This window comes from Armatimonadia bacterium (genome assembly GCA_039679385.1).
Lineage (GTDB): Bacteria > Armatimonadota > Zipacnadia > Zipacnadales > JABUFB01 > JAJFTQ01.
Genome location: JBDKVB010000138.1, coordinates 44,912 through 61,927, shown reverse-complemented (window position 1 = coordinate 61,927; position 17,016 = coordinate 44,912). Strand labels below are relative to the sequence as shown.

Annotated in this window: 8 protein-coding genes; 4 read left to right on the top strand and 4 right to left on the bottom strand. The window is 65.8% G+C overall.

From position 1 onward, the window contains the following. Window positions 1-46 precede the first annotated feature (46 nt). Entirely contained in the window at window positions 47-1,948 is a 1,902-nt protein-coding gene (locus ABFE16_15405) for a S9 family peptidase (GenBank protein MEN6346687.1), read from the top strand. 166 nt (window positions 1,949-2,114) lie between these two features. Further along, a complete protein-coding gene (locus ABFE16_15400) occupies window positions 2,115-2,768 on the top strand; it encodes a DUF1559 domain-containing protein (GenBank protein MEN6346686.1) in 654 nt (217 codons plus the stop codon). A gap of 121 nt (window positions 2,769-2,889) precedes the next feature. Here ABFE16_15400 and ABFE16_15395 read toward each other — a convergent pair whose 3' ends face one another. Then, entirely contained in the window at window positions 2,890-5,016 is a 2,127-nt protein-coding gene (locus ABFE16_15395) for a phosphodiester glycosidase family protein (protein MEN6346685.1), read from the bottom strand. Window positions 5,017-5,166: 150 nt separating this feature from the next. Here ABFE16_15395 and ABFE16_15390 point away from each other — a divergent pair, with 150 nt between their 5' ends. After that, entirely contained in the window at window positions 5,167-8,904 is a 3,738-nt protein-coding gene (locus tag ABFE16_15390; GenBank protein MEN6346684.1) for a DUF6259 domain-containing protein, read from the top strand. Between the two features lie 6 nt (window positions 8,905-8,910). Here ABFE16_15390 and ABFE16_15385 read toward each other — a convergent pair whose 3' ends face one another. From ABFE16_15385 to ABFE16_15375, 3 genes are all read right to left on the bottom strand, one after another. Continuing rightward, complete coding sequence (locus tag ABFE16_15385; GenBank protein MEN6346683.1) at window positions 8,911-10,155, bottom strand: FHA domain-containing protein; 1,245 nt, start codon at window positions 10,153-10,155, stop codon at window positions 8,911-8,913. 132 nt (window positions 10,156-10,287) lie between these two features. Next, a complete protein-coding gene (locus tag ABFE16_15380; protein MEN6346682.1) occupies window positions 10,288-10,950 on the bottom strand; it encodes a Mov34/MPN/PAD-1 family protein in 663 nt (220 codons plus the stop codon). A 14-nt stretch (window positions 10,951-10,964) separates the two neighbouring features. Further along, window positions 10,965-11,690, bottom strand: a complete 726-nt coding sequence (locus ABFE16_15375) for an RING finger protein (GenBank protein ID MEN6346681.1) — start codon at window positions 11,688-11,690, stop codon at window positions 10,965-10,967. Between the two features lie 304 nt (window positions 11,691-11,994). Here ABFE16_15375 and ABFE16_15370 point away from each other — a divergent pair, with 304 nt between their 5' ends. Beyond that, window positions 11,995-17,016 (top strand): hypothetical protein, encoded by a 5,022-nt coding sequence (locus ABFE16_15370; protein ID MEN6346680.1) that lies wholly within the window; start codon window positions 11,995-11,997, stop codon window positions 17,014-17,016.

The window sequence follows — 17,016 nt, the reverse complement described above, 5'->3', positions numbered from 1 at the left end:
TGCGACAGCCTCACGTAGACGAATCCTGATTGCGAGGGATACAGTGATGGCCAAGAAGACGAAGCCGCGTTTCGCAACCATCCGTGAAGCTCTCGATCTGCCGGTACTCTCCGAGTTGAGGCTCTCCCCCGAGGGAGAGCTACTGGCCTTCGTCAGAGCCGTGCGACGTCCGGGCGAGAAGACCCGCGGCACCAGCATTTGGTCGGTCACGCCCTACGGTGCCAAGACCCGGCCGCTCACTCAGGGCGTCGAGGATGGACAGCCGCAGTGGTCGCCCGATGGCCAGACCCTCGCCTTCACCCGCAAGGTCGACCGTGACCGTCCGCCGCAGGTGTTCCTGCTTCCCCGCGAAGGTGGCGAGCCCTCCAGATTGGGCGAGCTCGAGACCGCGCCGGAGTCGCTGCGCTACACACCCGACGGGAAGCGGCTCAGCTTCCTCGCTCCGCAGCCCGACGATGCCAAGACGAAGCGCCGCAAGGAGAAGGGTGAGGACGCGCGGCGCTTTGTGCTGGATGACAGGCCCAAGCGGTTGTGGATGATGTCAGCTGACGCGGGCAAGCCCAAAGCCGTGTCACCTGAGAGCGTGGCCGTCTGGGAGTATGCCTGGCTGCCGGACGGTCGCAAGGCGGCTGTGCTGTTCACCGACGAGCCGCGCGTGGACTCGCTGATGATGCGTCCGAAGCTGGGCGTCCTGGACCTGGGCTCCAGCGAGGTCACGACGCTCTCCGACCAGTTCCGCTGGATCGGGCAGCTACGAGTGTCGCCCGATGGGAGACAGGTCACAGTCCTCGGCGGCACCCGCGACAATGCCTTTGCCACGGAAGCCTGGGCCGTCGATCTGTCTCAAGGTCTGGTGGTGCGACTGACGCCGGAGATCGTCGGCGCAGCGGTGACCGCCGAGTGGCTTCCCGACAGCTCCGGCCTGGTGCTGATGGTCGCCGAGGGGACCACCACCGTGCTTTGCACTGTACGCCTCGACTCGCCCGGCAAGCTCCAGCGTGTGGCAACTGGTCTGCCGGTCGCCCTCGATGGCCTGCAGGTCAGCCGAGACGGCCAGACGGTCTTTGCCCTTGCGCAAAGTCTGGATCAGGGGCAGGAGGTGTGGCGCTCCAGTCTCGAGCCCACTACGGCGACGCGGTTGACCCAGGAGTCGGCGAGCGTCTCCAAGTTCCGGCTGGGGCGGACGCAGTTGGTGCGCTGGCCCTCTGAGGGCGGACTGGAGATCGAGGGACTCGTCACCTTGCCGCCGGGGTACCGACACGGCCAGCGCTACCCGACGGTTCTCATGATTCACGGTGGGCCCCATGGGCGGTTCCGGCAAGACCTTGGGCTGATTCCACGGCAACTCCTGGCGGCGGAGGGCTATGTCGTCCTGGCACCTAACCCGCGTGGCTCACAGGGCTACGGCGCGGCCTTCGGAGGAGCCAATGTCCAGGACTGGGGAGACGGCGACTTCAAGGATCTCATGGCCGGCGTGGACCTACTCATCGGCAGTGGTATCGCCGACCCGGAACGACTGGCTGTCTACGGAGCCAGCTATGGCGGCTACCTGACCTCCTGGTCCATCACACAGACCAACCGCTTCAAAGCGGCCATCTGCGGCTGTGGCCTCACCGACCTGTTCTCCTTCCATGGCCAGACCGACATCACCCCTTCCTTTCTCGAGTTGTACCTGGGCGCTGCACCCTATGACGAACCGGAAGCGTACCGGAGTAGGTCCGCGATGACCTTCGTCACGAAGGCGACGACGCCCACCTTGATCTGGCACGGTGAGCAAGACGTGCGGGTGCCGATCGCGCAGAGCTACGAGCTCTACTGGGGACTGCGCCATGCCGGCGTGGAGACAGAACTGGTGATCTACCCGCGTGAGGGGCATGGCCTCGGCGAGGTACCCCATCAGCAGGACCTCTTTGAGCGCACAGTCCAGTGGCTGAAGGCTCATGTCTGACGAGGCACCCGACTGCCCACTCAGCGGGATACTATACGTAACTGTAACTGTGTATCTATTGATCTATCCGGTAGCGGGTGCTATCATGCCTCCTGGCACTTGGCGGCGTATGGTCGCCAAGGCGGGCCGTTCCTGACGGCCCACCTCAGCAAGGAGGCTGTTAGCTTTGAAACGAAAGGGCTTTACGCTCATTGAACTGCTGGTTGTCATCGCCATCATTGCCATTCTTGCCGCCATCCTGTTCCCGGTCTTCGCACGGGCGCGCGAGAAGGCTCGTCAGGCGAGCTGCCAGTCGAACCAGAAGCAGATCGGTCTGGCCTTCAAGATGTATGAGCAGGACTACGACGAAAAGACGCCTGGTGGATACTACGTGAGTTGGCACTCCGGCGACGAGTACTTCTGGTGCTGGCCGCTGGCCCCCTACACCAAGAACATGCAGATGCTGCTGTGCCCGAGCAACACCAACGGCTGGGTCTACACCAAGTCGGGCGTTGTCTGGCGATCCAGCTACGGCGCGAACCAGACGGTGCTTGGCGCAGCTCTCTCAGCTATCACTGACGAGTGCAACACCGTGTACGTTGTCGACTCCAACAACCCCTGGCTCGACAGCGGTCCCTTCATCTACGACCGTCTGGGCAAGGGCACCTACGGCAACACCAGCACCCGCACGGACCTGCACAACGAGGGCATCAACGCCCTGTTCATGGACGGCCACGTCAAGTGGCAGAAGCTCAGCGGGATCAACTACAACCAGTTCATCTACAACCTCTCCACGAGTAGCCCCAACTACAACAAGCCCATCTCGCAGGCCTGGCAGTAACCCTACGGCCAGAAGCTGAGTTCCGCAAGCAAGCAGGGAGACGCACGGCCCACAGCCGGCGTCTCCCTTCTCTTTGCCTCAGTGCGACAGCGCCTGTTCCCTCTCAGAGAACGCGCTGGCTTCAGTGGCCGTCACCGCCGCTGAGGATGCGCAGGTCGTCCACGTCTACAGAGCCGGCTCCCGTATCCCCCGTCGTCGCCACCACGTACACGGACTGCCATGTCACAGGCTGCTTGATGCCCTCCGGAAGGCGCACAGAGAGCTGCCGCCAGGTCTTCGCAGGCGCCAGTCCCTCGCTGAAGGAGAACAGCTGCCGCGTACCGTTGCCGTCCACCACAGCCGCCCGCAGCCAGGTCTTTGCCGGGCCACTCGCGCGAGCCGAGAGACTGAGCTTGAGGGCACCCGGGATCGGCTTGTCGAGCATCACGTAGGCTGCACGTGTGCCCTCCGGCTTGCCCAGGTCATAGGTCATCCGGCAGTGGCCCTGTCCGGCCGCCGCATCCCCCTTCTGTAGCTCTACCTTCCCGGTCACCGAGCCCTTCTCCGGGTAGACCGAGAAGCGCACAGGCGGTGTGCCCTCGAAGCCTTCCACAGCCACTTCCTGAGCGATGCGCACCGTGCCGGTGCCTGTGGCCTCTCCAAGACGGGCCGTCACCGGAGCGGTCATGCCGCCGCGAAGTGCGGTGAAGGTGCCGAAGCCAGAGGTTCGCAGGGCGTTGCCTGCCGCCTGCCACTGCACGAGTTCCTGCGGCACCCAGACTTGCTCTCCCTCCGCGGTCACGCCCTGGGCGCAGAAACGAACCGTCTCACCGGTGCAGAGCTCGGCCATCGGCGGCTCAACCTCGAGCCTCGCACAGGTTGGGAGTACGACCAGCGCGACTCTCGCCACCACGTGATGCTCTCCCCGGTAGTGCAGCCGCAGCGTCGCCGAGCCGGTCGCGGGACCGATGGTGATGACCCCCTCGGCCAGCGAGGCGCTGACCCCGGAGCTCCGGGGTACGACCTCCAGCGACATCCGGGCTGGATCGATCTTCACCGCGTTGTAGCCCTCGTCCGTGAGCCAGTAGCGAACCGGGACCCTGGCCCCCGGCAGTGCCGTGATACGCTCATGGTCGACGGTGATGCGGACTGCCGGCCCCACGGGAACGCGCGACCGCACCAGCAGCGAGTCGGCGATGCGGCGCTCTCCCCCATCCGACGGGCGGTTCATCACCTCTCCCCGGACCCAGGCCGTCGTCGACCCTCCGCCATCAAGGTTCACGGCGTCGGTGCATCCCAACTCGGCCATCAGTGACGCCAGCTCCCCCATTCTCATGCCCACGCTCCAGCCCGTCTGCCGACCGTCGACGGTCACGAGGGCAATCTCCCGGCTGTTGTAGCCGAAGGCTGTACGAGGGTGCCTGGGATCGGTGCCTTTCGGGTCGGGGAGGACGCGACCGTCACGTACCAGAACCGTGCTGCCGCCCACAGCTTCAGAGGCGCCGGCGGGAAGGTCCGGTGTGTCGAGCTTGAGCGTCACTGCGTCGCCGGGCTTCAGCCGCGACAGAGCGTCCTGAGCAGTGCCGGCAGCACGGAGGATCAGCTCGCCTTCGGCGGCTACGCGATTGCTCCCGGCCGCCGGCGTCTCGGTGACGGTTGCCTTCCACTGACCGGTCGGCGTCAGCGGCAGGCCCTCACCTTTCAGGACCACACAGGGCAAGGTCTGTACCCAGCCGTAGCGAGCCGTGAACACGCTGACACTGTCCTTCGGCGGCTCCTGATTGACCCCGCCGACTGTGACAGTCCCGGCCGGTGTCTCCAGGGACCCCGTGGTGTTGAAGGTGCCAATCCGGGGAGTACCGTCGGCCATCAGCACAGCCGCCGGACGGTTGCGGGCGGTCATCACCAGCTCCCCGTGGCGGAGCGTCAGACCGCAGAGCGTTCCTGCGAGCGGGTTGCCCGCCATGACGAAGAAGTCGGCGTTGACTGCAGCGACCACATAGTCTCCAGGCTGCGTCTCGCGCTTGATGGTGGCCGAGAGTGCCTCCACGCCCTTCACGGTGCCCTGAGCCAGGGCGGTCTCCAGACGGACACGCTTCTCGTCGCGAGCGACCCGCAGGACGCGGATCTCCCAGGGTCCGGCCTCTCGGCGCAAGGCCGTGTATGCCACTCCGGGCGCAACCATGCGCTCGGATACCGTATCTGCAGCGCAGGTGGCTGCGACGAGCGCCAGCAGCACTAGCCACAGTCTTCGCAACTCAAGCCTCATCGTCTAGCCTCCATCACGACCAGATGAACGCTTCATACATACGTTGAGCAGCGGCCGTGGCGAATCCTTCCTTGTGCACGGAGGGTAAGCCAGAGGCCGGGACGAATCACCTGAGTGGACATGACCAGCGATCGACAGGAGGCCCCTCCCGTGAACAGCCGTCACTATCTACTCCTCGCGACAGCGCTTTTCTGTGCGGCCTTGTTGCCTCTCGTGGCATCCTCTGACGAGGAGGCGCGAGACGACTTCACTACCCTTGAGGGCTGGACCGCGCGTCCGGACTGGATGGGAAGCGCAGCGGATCCCCAGGCCAAAGCGGAGGTCAGTGATGGAGTCGGGCACTTCACCGCCGGGCCCTCAGGGCGTGGGATGAAGTGGCGCAAGGACTTCGACGACATTGAGACGGGGCTCGCGCCCTGGCTGGTGATCCGGTATCGGGCCACGGGGTATCCCTCCAGCGTCGATTACCTCCTGTGGCTGGGTGACTCCTCGAAGGGCCGCGATGGACTGCGGCTGATCCGCGACACCGACCTGATGGCCGACGGTAAGTGGCATACCCGTGCCCTCAACCTCTCCGAGGCGGGCGCGGTCGCTCCGGTGCGGGCTGTCGCTCTGGCCTGCCAGGCAGGCGGAGCTCCGAAAGCTGAGTTGTGGGTGGACTGGCTGGCCTTCACCGATGCCCCGCCGACGGATGCCGAGGGCTATCGTCCACCTCAGGGCGAGGGGCAGCGCTGGCCGGTGTCCCTGGATGAGCCGACCTCCTGGACAGCGCAGCCCGGATGGCTGGGCAACTACGCGCCCGATAGCCACATCGAGAAGACCCCAGAGGGCCTGCGTTTCGCCGTGCCGGAGGCCGGGATGGGCTGCAAGTGGTCGCGTACGCTGGCAGAGCCGGTGACCGGTGCCCGAAGGGTGGCCTTCCGCTACCGTGCTCGCGGTGTTGGCGGCGCGACCAGCGACTACGCCCTCTATGTAGCGAACCAGGCCGGTGGACGTGCGCCGGAGGAGCAGTACCTCGTCCAGTTCGGGGACCTCAACTCGGATGGTCTGTGGCACGTGTCCTCGGCAGCGATTGCGGTCGCCTCGATCAACACCTTAGCGGTGCAGGTGCAGGCGGCAGCGCCCGACGCAAGTCTTGAGATCGCCGGCATCACCTTCATGGAGGGGGTTCCGGCGGTGCGCCTTGCGGACGTTTTCCCCTACACTCAGGGCTGGCCTAACGAGGCCGCCGGTTGGCGTCCGGTATCGCTACCGCCGGGCAACCAGGAGGGCCTGGGCCTCTCCACTCGTCTGGGCTTTGAAGGCTGGATCGAGGGTGAGCGCATCACTGCACAGGGCATCCCCTTCTCCCTGCGTTCCGGGCTCGATGCGGCGGTGATGACTCCCGTCAAGGACGTGGGCAGCATCGAGGTCCCTGTCGACGGCAAGGCTGCAGAGCTGTACCTGATACTGGCCGCCAAGCTTCCGCCTGTTGAAGAGCCTTCCTTCGGGGGAGGCAACCTGAGGGCGATCCGACAGGTGGAGCGGTTCGTGGCCGGTGTCGCCTATGCGGACGGGAGCTCCGAGGAGCAGTTCCCGGTGATCCTCCCGACCGGTCTTCACCAGGTCACGCCTGGGCTGGCAGTGTATGCCCTGGCTCTTGACCCGACCAAGCCCCTGAAGACTGTGACCCTTCGCGATGGAATGCGCAACGCCGCCTTCGGAGTCGTGGCTGCAACGCTCAGCGACAAACCGGGACCTGCCACCAGCGCGAGCATGCTCACTCCGACCGCGGCAGCCGCGCCGCGCAAGGCAGCAAGAGACCAGGAACCCGGCTTCCGACGCGAGGGCGGCCGCTTGCGATTCGATGCCGGCAAGCTCAGCCTGCTGCTAGACGTCACCGAGGGTCTGCGGGTGATCGGCCTCGAGAACCACGACGGATCCGGCGCGTTGCTGGGCATCACACCTGGGCCACTCTTCCATCTCGAACTGGGAGACCAGAAGGTCACCTCCGAGGACTTCCGCGTCGAGAGCGTGCGACCGAGCAGTGCAGCGCAGCCCGGTCCCGTGGAGATCAGTCTGGTCTGGGACAAGCAGAACCCGCCGGTGCGCGTCACGGTGAAGATAGACCCGCGCCCGGACACCTCGGGCGAACTGGCACTCAGCGCCGACTGCGATACCGGCGGTCGTGACCCGCTCACGACGCGCTTCTTTTTTCCCGAAGTCGGTGGTCTGAGCTTCAGCGACAAGCCCGACGACACCTGGTACTGGATGCCCCGACGTGGTGCGGTCATCAGCAACGTCCCGATTGGTCTGCGCGAGACCTACGCAGGCGCCGGGAACCCGCTGCAAATCATGGGAACCTTCGCGCCCCGTCTGGGGACAGGGCTCTACCTGATGACCAGGGACCTGCAGGCGGTGCCTCGGTTCTACCGACTCCAGAAGGGCAACACGGGTGTGCGCCTGGCAGTCGAGTGGACGCCCTACGGAGGCGACCTCGCGGTCTGGGACACCTCTGCCGGTCTCGGGCGCCTGGCCTCGACGCGTCAACGCCAGACAGGAACGCCCTGGGTTCGCCTCGGGTGCCTGCAGGGAGACTGGCACGAGCAGCTTGAGCGTTACCGCCAGTGGGTCGCCGAGTGGTACACGCCGGCCACGCCGCGGAAGGCGTGGTTCCGTGAGGTGTTCAACTTCCGCCAGCACTTCCTGCATTTCGGCACGCCCAACCCGAGCGGCATGTTCGATGCCCAGACAAAGACGCTGCACGTGAAGCAGGTCGTGGATCAGGACCGCGAGGCCTTCGGCGGCGTGGACTACCTGCACCTGTTCGACTGGGGATGGGACCCGGTCCACGGGCGCTGCGGAGACTATGCGCCGTGGGACTATCTCGGCGGTGCAGAGGCCCTCCACAAAGCGGTGGCGGAGGTGAAGCAGGACGGCACTCCGGTCGGCCTGTACATCGAGGGCTACCTCGTCGATCCGCCCTCGGACCTGGGCAAGGCTCACGGAAAGGACTGGCAACTCCTGGACGAGAAGGGCCGGCCCTACACCTACTTCGCCCCGAGCTACAATATCTGCCCCTGGGTGAAGGACTGGCAGGACTATCTCTCGGCCACCTATGCCCGCGCGAAGTCACAGACAGGTGCGGTCGGTTTCTACATCGACGAGTACGGGTTCAGCGCGACCAACCACCTGTGCTACAACCCGGCGCATGACCACCCTCTGGGCGCGACACCGATCCTCGGGGAGCGCGAGATGACCCGGCGAGTGCATGAGGCCCTGGGACCGGAGTGCGCGCTCTACACGGAGGAGAACCCGACCGACGTCAACTCGCAGTTCCAGGATGGCAGCTTCACCTATGCCATCTCCTCGGTGTCCGATGTCTGGTCGCCCAGTCACGTGAACCTGTACCGATTCGCGATGCCGACCTTCAAGACCATCGAGATCATCACCTGTGATCACCCACTGGGGAGCAACACCGAGGCCCTGCGGCGCATCCTGTTCAATGGCGAGGCCGTGTGGCTGGAGGGGATCGCCGACCGGTGGTTCACGCCGGAGGCCCGAGCCTACATCGCCCGGAGCCACAAGGTGCTGCGCGACAATCGGAGCTGCTTTTCCGGGGACTACCCGCGTCCGCTGGTGCCGACGCTGCTGGAGGGCATCTACGCCAACGAGTTCGCCGAGCGCGCCGATGGCCGGGGGAAGACCTGCTGGACGGTGTACAACACGAACTACCGGACCGTGCGAGGTGGGCTGCTCCGCGTTCTGTACCAGCCCGGTGCACAGTACCGCGACGAGATGACCGGACGCGAGGTGCCCTTCCGCGTGGCAGGTGCGTACGCTGAGCTGAGCCTGGAAGTCGGTCCGAGGGACGTTACCGTAGTGTCGCGACAGGTGCCGCTGCCCTGAGGCAGATCAGCTCAAGGGGCCGGAGGCGAAGGGACGCGTCTGGTACTGTAGCATAGTGCTACCCAGTTGCAGGACGTCACCAGCCACGAGCCTCCGGTCCGTCGGTGGCATGCCGTTGACCGCGGTGCGACCGCCGGAGAGATCGCGCAAGACGTGACCGCCGCCTACCTGCTCCAGTGAGCAATGCTTGGGCGCCAGGGTGCGGTCCTTGAGCAGCGGAAGGTCCATGCCCGGAGCGCTGCCGATCCAGGTGACCGGCTTGTAGAGGATGAACTGCTTGCCGGTCAAGGGTCCACCAACGATCAGCAGCCAGGCCTCCTTGCGGATCTCCTCGACCAGACCGATCCCTGCGCCGGTGGCCATACCCATCACGAGGATGCCCACAAAGCGCGAGGGCGTGCCGACGAAGCTGCCACTGGCCATCAGAACGGCCCCGAGCGGATCGAAGAGCAGGCCACCGAGGAAACCACCGGCTGCCCCGCCAATCAGCCCATTGAGTATCTTGCGGGGCACCATCATCATCACGCCCGGGCCAAGGCCAACACAGGCGCCAACCAGAGCCCAGCCGAGGGCCCGCGCAAGGACAACGCGAAACATGGTGCCGGCGCCCGGACTGTGCCCGACGCCGCTGAGAAGCATCGAGAAGATCGCCTGACCGGCCAGGCCACCAAGGGCTCCGCCGACGCCGCCGATCAGCAGCCCCAGGGCCGCTCCAGTGGCTGCGCGTCCCCAGGCCGAGACCACCAGCCCCTCCACCGCGCCCAGAGCCATGCCGATCATTCCGCCCAGGGCCGCCCCGAAGAAGGTGACGTTGGCCAGCATCGCCCCCAGGCCAGGACTCTCGAAGCCCCGGTGCAACTCACTGTAGCGGAGCCCGGGCTCAACCATCAGCCAGGCCAGGAAGGCGCCCACGGCACCCGCGATGATCATCTGCAGCATCATGGAGCCGACGAGGCCGCCCGACAACAGGCCCGGCTTGACCTTCTTTTTCGCCGCCCACATCCCCATCGGCGACGTATCCACGGGTGGGAAGTACCCGGCCTCCGCCGCCGGGAAGGGCTGATCGTCAAGGTCGGCCAGGTCCTCGGTGTCGATGACCAGCACGTCCTCCTGCGCCGGCGCAGGAGGGAGCGCATCTGTGTCTTCGCCCGGCGGCTGAGCAGGCGCAGTTGGAGGCTGGAGCTCGATCTCGAGCTCGCCGTCGCTGTCGTCCTCGGGCAGATTGTTGGGTGCGGCGTCAGGGGTGTCCATGGGTGTTCGCAGTCAGTCGTGTGCTTGCCCGTCAGGCCGTCAGGGCAGCGCTGCTTTGCCGCTCAAGGCATCCTTGTAAGTCTCAACGGTACCGGCGCAGTCAGTGGTTCCCCTCACTGCCGTCCAGCAGGCCTATCGGTCGGCTCCTCCCGCAGCCTGACTGGCCGGACGCCCACGCAGGTGATTCAGGACCGCCGGCAGGCGCAAGGTATCCGGCGTTTCCTCGGCATAGACCCAGAACCCTTGCAGCATCCGTAACTGCTCGCCACACCAGCCGAACACCGCCCATTCGCTCCCCTGCAAATCCAGGACCACGGCGATGTCCCGAGGACCGTGGAAGAAGCTGTGGTGGATGAACTGGTCCGGGCCGGACAGGAACACTTTGAGCCCCGGATGGGTATGGTACCAGCCGACGACGGACGCATCGGGATAGAGCTCCTCCGCGGTCGTGAGCATTCCGTTCCAGGCTTCCTGGGTGAAGGTCAGACTGGTGCTCGTGCCGACCGCATGATGCGCCGCGATGGCGTCAACGACCTTGAGGTACTCACCCCGAGAGTCCTCGCAAGGCTGGCCGACGAGAAGCCCGCCGGTCTCAAGGTTGGGGAACTGCTGGGCGAAGACAAACATGGCCTCGATGGAGCGCAGACTCAGATAGACCGCAAGCTCACCGGGCGCGCTGACGCCGACAACCTGTGCCGCTTCCTCACCAAGGCCGGGACGCGGACGCCACAGGGGAGCAGCAGCCGCCAAGGGCGTCAGCTCAATCGAGAGATCGTCGTCGGGGACCTGAACCATGAGAGCACTCGCTACTAGTGGAGGGATCCCGAACCAGCAGTGCCGGAGATCCACAGCGCAGCCCACGCGATGGGGATGGCAGCACCCACGATGAGCGCCCAGGTGGCCTTCATCTTTACGCTGGGGCTGTCGATACCGATGCGGGTCATCGTTCCGAAGACACTCACGGCCATGAAGAAGCCGACCAGCGACGGAGCACCGCAGCAGAAGACACCCAGGATGCTCCAGAGCAGGGCGTTCGTTGCACTGCGCTCCAACTCAGCGACCATCAGGGCGATTGGTGACCCCGTCGGAGAGGATGATGACGGTCTGGGCGGCCTGCCGGGGTAGCCCGGAAAGGGTCCAGGCGGCATCGTTCCCTGTTCCGCCGACTGGGCCGCAGCCGTGCGTGCCTGCGGCGACCGTGCACACCCATAGGTTGTGCAGCCGTCGTTCTCCCGCCAGCAATCAGCATGGTGGGGTACGCCGCACTCCGGGCAGACGATGACCTGCTCGCCCACGGAGATCGGGTACTGGTCAAAGGGGCAGGTCTTGCCAACGGTATGTGGGCCGGAAGGCTCAATCGGCGGCTCAGCAGGCTGCTGCAAGGTCGGCACTGCCCAGGGAGGCGTCGTCGGCGCCAGCGGTCGAGGCGTCACCGGAGGTTCGGGCGTAGCCGGTAGGCCGAAGATCTGCCGTCCACAGCGGGGGCAGAAGCGTCCGGCCACACGGATATCATGTCTGCAGTACGGGCAGCGCATGGGTCTAGTTTGCGGTGTGTCGGCGCACCTGTCAAGGGCGCTGCCGTCTACCGACGTGAAGACGCCGCTTCAAGCGACCAGATACACGAATCGCCATCGCCTTCGCCGAGTACTCCAGGGCGTCGTGTTACTGCTGCGCTGCTGGTAAAAATGTCGGAGGCACAGGAAGGAAGCCATACCGACAACGCGAATAGCCCACTATTCTGCCTGCTATGAGTGATAAGTCTCTTGCCTGGACGAGTCCCGGCGACCCTCTGGGGCGCCGGTAGGAGTGTCACCTCGTCGGGCATCAGGAGGCAAGGCAATGGCGGCTGACAACTCTGAAGGCCGTTCCCTGCTCAAGGTGGCAGCTCTTCGTGAGAACCTGCTGCCACGTCCCCTGCAGACGGCGCCTACTCTTGGTGAGATCGCCACTGCGGGTCTGGACGTGCCGATGTCCCGTCGTCATATGCTGGGACTCGCCGGCACCGCGGCCGTAGCCGCCTCACCGCTCTCACGAGCTCTGAGCGGACGCATGGCCGGTCCGGTGGAGTACTCGGCCGACCGGCACCGCGTCGTCTTCCGGCTGGGCGGCCAGGAACGCTGGGTGATCGACACGCGGCGCTTCGCCGGTGCGCCGAAGCTGCACTTCGAGCGCACGGGAGAGACGGTGCACCTGGCCTTGAGCGGGGCTCGTTTCCCCGGCACCGAGTTGCCTGCCGACTTCACCTGCGAGCTGTCCCGAGGCCTAACGGGCTGGACCATGAAGGTGCAGACCTCGCTGGGAGGCTTCCGGGCGGAAGTTCCCTTCGAGCGCTGGCTCAGCGGGTCTGAGGCCGCTCGTGGGCACCTGCATGGTCGAGCGGTGTCGGCGCAACTGGGTGACGTCGGCCGACTGCGGGTGGAGAGTGCTGCCGAGGCGGAGTTCCGCCCCGACTGGACGCTGCGGCTCACCGGCACATCCGTCGCGCGGCTCGATCTCACGGCACCGGCGGTTCGGGATGCCGGGAGCCTCGGGGCCGAGGCGGTGGTGCTCAGCTTGCTGGCGACCCAGGAGCCGAGCCTGCTGGAATCGCCTCAAGGCCCCAGGTGTCTGGTCTGCCTCGAGCGCGGGGAGCGGAAGTGGACGCTGCACAGCACCGCTCCCGACCCCACAGGCGGTGAGATCCAGGCTCAGGGCGAACCCTTCGATGTGGTGCGGCTTGAGTTCGCGGAGCTTGACCCCTCACGGGTGCAGCAAGCCTTGGTAGCGCTCGCGAAGGACGGTGACCCGCGGCTGGCCTTCGTCCCGCGTGGGCTCACTGGTGCCGACGGCGGTGCTGCCCGGCTGCCACTGGCGCACCCTCGCTATGCCGTGGCCTTCGACGATGGCCACGGCGAGAAGGCGCTGATGGCGGGGTTTGCCGAGGAGCCGGTGTGGGTGCAGGCCGGAGACCTATCGATCCAGGTCGGCTCGCCCTCGGATGCCTCGGCCTTCGAAGTCTTCGCCCGTGCGGGCAAGACGCTTGTCAGCCACTGCGTACCGGCGCTGCTGGGAATGGCTGCTCCCCTGGCCGGAGCGCTGGTCTCACCTGCACGAGCCCTGGCCGACACCCGGGTGGAACTCATCACTGACGGAGACCGGCTCGCGCAGAACACACCCGTCCTCAAACCGGCCCCTGTGGAGGAGCAGCCCAAGCCGCTCCCCAAGCCGACCCTACGGCCCGGGGTACGCGTTCCGCCTGTGACGACCCCTGCGACCGGTGCAACGACGGTCACTCCGGGTGCGGCCACTCCCGGAACGATCACGCCGCCAACGCGGATCACCCCGGACGCCACTCGTATCCAGATCTCGCCTGACCGCCTGGCCGGTCTGCTGAACCTCGAACCCTTCACGGTACAGGTCACGCGAACCGCAGACCTGCTGTCGCTGACCTTCCGCTTCGCCAACCTCGTTCTCAAGACCGAGGCCGGGAAGCCGGCGGTTCTGCAGCGGTCCAAGCCCAACGAAGCCGCCTACCTCGTCGTCCAGTTCCCGCCCCAGCATGTGGGTGAGGAGGCCATCCTGGAGAAGGCCCCGGAGATCGCCGGGAAGCCCGACAACGACGGGGTCAGCACTCTCCCCGGTGTGAATAGCCCAGTCCAGACACGCCTCAGTGGCGCCTCGCGACTGGTGTTCAAGCTCCCGGCGAGTACGCAGCAGATCCCCTACACTCTGGAGGCGCTTCTCGACTGGACGCAGATGGAGCTCTCGGTGGCGCCGAATGCGCTGCCGCCACCGATACGCGCAGTGGCCATCCGCCCCGGGGCCCTGCAGGGAAGCCAACTGCGTCCCTTCCTGCCGGCCGGTGCCCTACCAGCCACTGGAGTCCCGCGGACACCAACGACCGGCGGACCGGCCACACGCGCTCTGCCCCCAGGTGCCGTCGCTCCGGCCACCGGAGCCGCTCCTGCAACCGGCACAATCCGCATGCGCCCCGATCTGGTGAGGGCGACGCCGGTCACAGCGACTACCCGCACGGCCGCGGACATTCCAACGAAGCGCGTCGAGTGGGTCAAACCCGGCACCGACTACATCGCACCTGTTGCGACCGGGGTGGTCATGCTACCCTCTGCGCCACCTCGTCCAGCGGCGCCAGACCCGACACTCCATACCGCCATCGAGGCGCCCTACCGGCTCATCCTGTCGCCGCACTCCGGCGCCGGTTGGGTACATGCTCTTCAGCCGGTCACGCGGGGCACTCGTACGGAGCTATGGCATACTCGGCTGGGTGTGAGATCCGGCCCGAACCGCATCTGGGACCGGCAGTATGCCTACGAGGTCAGAAACGGTGTCTTGCAGGTCGTGGAGGTGGCCTCGGTCCCAGACCCGGCCGGGTACTACCGAACGCTCCGCGCGATCTGGTCACCTGACTGGTCCGACCCCTCTCCCGATCGGCCTAACACACCGCAGCCCTTCCGCATGTCGCTGGACAAGCGGGATCGCTCAGACCTGGTCACGCTCACCTCGGACTTCCAGAAGATCACGGATGCCCGGGAGCGCGTGATCGAGGCCAACCGGGTCATGCTCAGCTCCCTGGGCGCCTGGCTGGATGTTCACTACGGGGCGCCCAAGCCGATCGGCATCAGCATCTCCCTGATCGAGTGGGTCCACCAGGCCACAATGGGCCGCGACCAGTACGTGAAGGTCGTCTACAAGGGCTACCTGTTCCCCTTCGGCAACATGGCGGCCCTTGTGAAGGTCACCGAGCGCAAGTTCGAGGACACGCGCGACGGCTCGGTGGCGTACCTGCGCCAGCGCTACTTCATCGTCGTCCGCCAGCCCGAGAAGGACTACCCCGCCTTCTGGCAGCTCAACGACGGACGCCAGATGTCCCTGCGCAAGGTGCGGATCAAGACGCTGGTGACCCCGACTCTCGACGACCCGGCCGCCTGCAAGGCGGGCAACATCAGCAACACCGCCCAGGAGGCGTTCTGGCCCAAGGTCAACGGCAAGGAATTCGAGTTCCACATGGTCGGCGAGGACTCCGAGGGCAACACCATCGAGTTCACCTGTCCGCTCATGTTCATCGAGTCCACGATCTCCTTCGACTACAGCAAGATGGCGGCGGCCTGCAACTACTACAACAAAGAGGTTCCCGTCGCCCTACGGAACCGTGACATCGCAGGCCAGTCCGTGGCCCTGGCGGAAGGCACCGCCGGGAAGGACGACACCAGCTTCGAGACAACGACGATCCGCTTCGGCGCTGAGGCACCGACCCAGTGCGCGACGATCCTCAACTCGGTTCCGGCACCTGTCAGGCCCTCGGTCGCCCAGCAACTCGGCGTTGCCTTCGAGCTCCAGGACCAGCCACAGTTCTACCCGACCGTGGCTCAGGCTCTGGTTCGAGTACCGGCGATCACCAACATGATCGGCCAGGACGTACCGGTGTGGGTGGCGCTGGACTCGGCATACGTGAACAACGCCTGGGACGCCGCCAAGAACGCCGGTGAGGTATTCCTCAAGCTCGTCGACGACTTGGGTAAGGCGGCCAACCAGGGTCTCATGTTCCCCACGGACAAGTCCGGCGGGATGCTCTCCCCGGACGTCCTCATCAACGGTCTCTCGCGTTCCTTCGGTCCTCTCGGTGGTGCGCTGTCGAACGTCGCCGGCGGGCAGTTCGACCCGTCGGACTTCTTCAGCGGGATGTTCCCGAAGCTGTTTGGCTGCGTCGATCTGGTTAGCATCATCATGAAGGGCCTTGGGCTTGCACAGGTGCCCGGACTGACCACCGAGACGCAGAAGAACTCGCTGGGCATCCCGGAACGGCTCATCGCCAAGTACAACTGGAGCCCCAAGGTGAGCAGCGCCGGTCCCTTCGAGGACCGTGGTGGGGCGGCCAAGTTCACCTTCAATGCGCGAGCCGAGACGCCGCTGCTTCCCGGACCACAGGCTCAGCCACCTCTGTTTGAGGCCGAGGCGAAGCTCGAGACCTTCGCGCTGAACCTGTTCGACCTGCTCATCGCCAACTTCAAGCTGGCACGGTTCTCCGCTCGCACCGGGATGCAGCCGGATGTGGAGGTGGACCTGGAGGGCGTGGAGTTCGGCGGAGCACTGACCTTCGTCAATGAGCTGAAGGAAGTGCTCAAGAGCGGCGACCTCGGCGGGCTCAGCATCGATCCGCAGCCGACGAGTATCACGGCGGCCTTCAGCATCACGCTTCCCAGCATCGGCTGCGGCGTGATGAGCATCGAGAACATCCGCCTGGGAGCGGCGCTCACACTCTCCTACCTCAACGATCCCGTCACCTTGCGCTTCAACTTCTCGGAGAAGGCCGACCCCTTCATCATCTCGGTCGGGATCTTCGGCGGCGGCGGTTTCTTCGGCATTGAAGTCGTGCCCGATGACATCAAGCTGATCGAGGCCGCCTTTGAGTTCGGCGGCAACATGGCGATGGACATCGGCGTCGCCAGTGGCGGCATCCATCTCATGGCGGGCATCTACTTCAAGTATGTCGACTCGATCAGCCTCACCGCTTACGTGCGCTGCGGCGGAAGCCTGTCGGTCCTGGGCCTCATCACGATCTCGGCCGAGTTCTACCTGGGGATGACCTACGAGTCGGATGGCAACCGCCTTTACGGTACTGCCAGTCTCGAGGTGGAGATCGAAATCCTGTTCTTCAGCTTCGGCGTCACCCTCACAGTCGAGCGGCAGTTCGCAGGCTCCTCAGAGACCGCCATGCTGTGGGACGGCGCGAAGTTGGCGGCGGCGGATGATCTGCGCGGGCTGCGGGCTACCCGGCCCCGGGCGGTCAGTCTGCCGCGAGCGACGCTCAGCGACGTTCTGGAGCCCCAGACCTGGGCAACCTACTGCGCCGCCTTCGCCTAG

Excerpts from the sequence above, each read along its gene's own strand:
- ABFE16_15405 (MEN6346687.1), top strand. The coding sequence starts at position 47 with ATGGCCAAGAAGACGAAGCCGCGTTTCGCAACCATCCGTGAAGCTCTC.
- ABFE16_15375 (MEN6346681.1), bottom strand. The coding sequence starts at position 11,690 with ATGCGCTGCCCGTACTGCAGACATGATATCCGTGTGGCCGGACGCTTC.
- ABFE16_15385 (MEN6346683.1), bottom strand. The coding sequence starts at position 10,155 with ATGGACACCCCTGACGCCGCACCCAACAATCTGCCCGAGGACGACAGC.
- ABFE16_15395 (MEN6346685.1), bottom strand. The coding sequence starts at position 5,016 with ATGAGGCTTGAGTTGCGAAGACTGTGGCTAGTGCTGCTGGCGCTCGTC.
- ABFE16_15370 (MEN6346680.1), top strand. The coding sequence starts at position 11,995 with ATGGCGGCTGACAACTCTGAAGGCCGTTCCCTGCTCAAGGTGGCAGCT.
- ABFE16_15380 (MEN6346682.1), bottom strand. The coding sequence starts at position 10,950 with ATGGTTCAGGTCCCCGACGACGATCTCTCGATTGAGCTGACGCCCTTG.